The organism is Sulfitobacter sp. 1A15106 (assembly GCF_043556995.1).
In the GTDB taxonomy this organism is placed as follows: domain Bacteria; phylum Pseudomonadota; class Alphaproteobacteria; order Rhodobacterales; family Rhodobacteraceae; genus Sulfitobacter; species Sulfitobacter faviae.
Window position 1 is genome coordinate 1 of sequence record NZ_JBIFFM010000036.1, and the last position, 1,440, is coordinate 1,440.

The 1,440-nt window shown below is 53.9% G+C and carries 1 protein-coding gene, 2 tRNA genes and 1 rRNA gene; all 4 read right to left on the reverse strand.

The genetic code is table 11. The annotated features are described in order from the left end of the window. Positions 1 to 157: 157 nt before the first annotated feature. Positions 158 to 1,072, reverse strand: a complete 915-nt coding sequence (locus ACGYKA_RS19995) for a glycosyltransferase family 2 protein (protein WP_394418930.1) — start codon at positions 1,070 to 1,072, stop codon at positions 158 to 160. Then, positions 1,072 to 1,147 (reverse strand) — tRNA-Ala (locus tag ACGYKA_RS20000). The genes ACGYKA_RS19995 and ACGYKA_RS20000 overlap by 1 nt, the downstream gene beginning before the upstream one ends. Before the next feature lie 27 nt (positions 1,148 to 1,174). Continuing rightward, positions 1,175 to 1,251: transfer RNA gene (locus tag ACGYKA_RS20005), tRNA-Ile, on the reverse strand. A 138-nt stretch (positions 1,252 to 1,389) separates the two neighbouring features. Next, positions 1,390 to 1,440, reverse strand: a 16S ribosomal RNA gene (locus ACGYKA_RS20010); the annotation flags it as partial.

The following is a 1,440-nucleotide window of genomic DNA, read 5'->3' on the forward strand; positions in this document are numbered from 1 at the left end:
GAAGGGCAGCAACTGAGATCATCACCTAACGCGGTGAGATCAAACATGTTGTTAGTATCTCTCTTTACGATGTCAATCACGTGCATCCGAAGAATGTCACGCTACCGTCCAGATTGGACGAGCAAAAGCGCCGTAGCGCTCTTGCTGATCTAATCTATCAGCAGTTTTCGAACCACTTTGGGAGGGTCGTCCGAAACGGGAACTTTACCGATCTGGCACGCAGCACGTTAAGCTTCTCATCTCGAACCGGATCGCGCTTGATCCGCCGATAGGCGCGCCTTTCGGCTAAGGGCCAGTCCAGCTCGTTCAGCTCGCGAAAAGCGTCGTAAAAGCGGGAGGCATCTTGATCTGCCTGCGCCCAAGCTTTACCGGGAAGACCTTTGCTACCAGCGTTTCCAATTAGCGTCCGATGCTGGTTTGCATCGATCAGCGCAGCGCTGTTCGCATATTTGAGATGAACCAAATAAACACCTTTGGGAAAGGTGAATGACGTGTCGTCCAATCGCTCGGGGGCAGTTTGAATGCCATGGCGCACCAAATGCGTTCCACGCCGAACCGCCCAAGCTTTGCTGTAGTGCCCGGAGAAATGCGCCTCACGCCTGTAGTGCAGGACGTGAGCCTCCGCAGTTAGCGTAGGATCGCCCTCCATTTCAGCGAGGTTCACTCCCAAAGCAAAGAGTGCAGATACTCCCTTGCGCGAGGCGAACAGGTCGCTGAAATTTGCGTAACGTTCCGGGTCGAAACAAATCAGTTCATCCGCATCCGTGCGGATAACCCAGTCGTATAGCGCACCCAATCCGTCCTGAAGGCCGTTCAGCAGGTGTCCACGAACCCGATCGAAACCAGTCAGGTCATCCCGCGGCACCGTGATCACATTCGCCCGTGGGCAAAGCTCAGAAACCTTCGGATCATGGCCGTGGGCTACGATATAAAGATGTTCCGAGCCTAGGTGCCGTGAGTAATGCGCGTACCATTGTGATAGCGCCCAATAATCGCGGTAAACCATTGTGATCGCACAAATCTTCATGCCTTCTTTTAATCCGTGCGGATCAAAGGCGGCAAGAGAATTCATGGTGGAGCCTAGGAGGATCGAACTCCTGACCTCCTGAATGCAAATCAGGCGCTCTCCCAGCTGAGCTAAGGCCCCAAAGGGATTCTGCAACTGCAGAAGCGATGGTGGGTCGAGGAGGACTTGAACCTCCGACCTCACGCTTATCAGGCGTGCGCTCTAACCACCTGAGCTACCGACCCATACGGGCGGTAGCCCGTGTTCTATTGTCTGAAGAGATATGAGGACGGCTCGGTTCTATATATTGATCGGCTTTGTTTGCCGATCTGCTAAGTGTTCCACGAGTTGAGCGAGGCTCAACTGGCTAGGAACATCCTTAGAAAGGAGGTGATCCAGCCGCAGGTTCCCCTACGGCTACCTTGTTACGACTT

Excerpts from the sequence above, each read along its gene's own strand:
- ACGYKA_RS19995 (WP_394418930.1), bottom strand. The coding sequence starts at position 1,072 with ATGAATTCTCTTGCCGCCTTTGATCCGCACGGATTAAAAGAAGGCATG.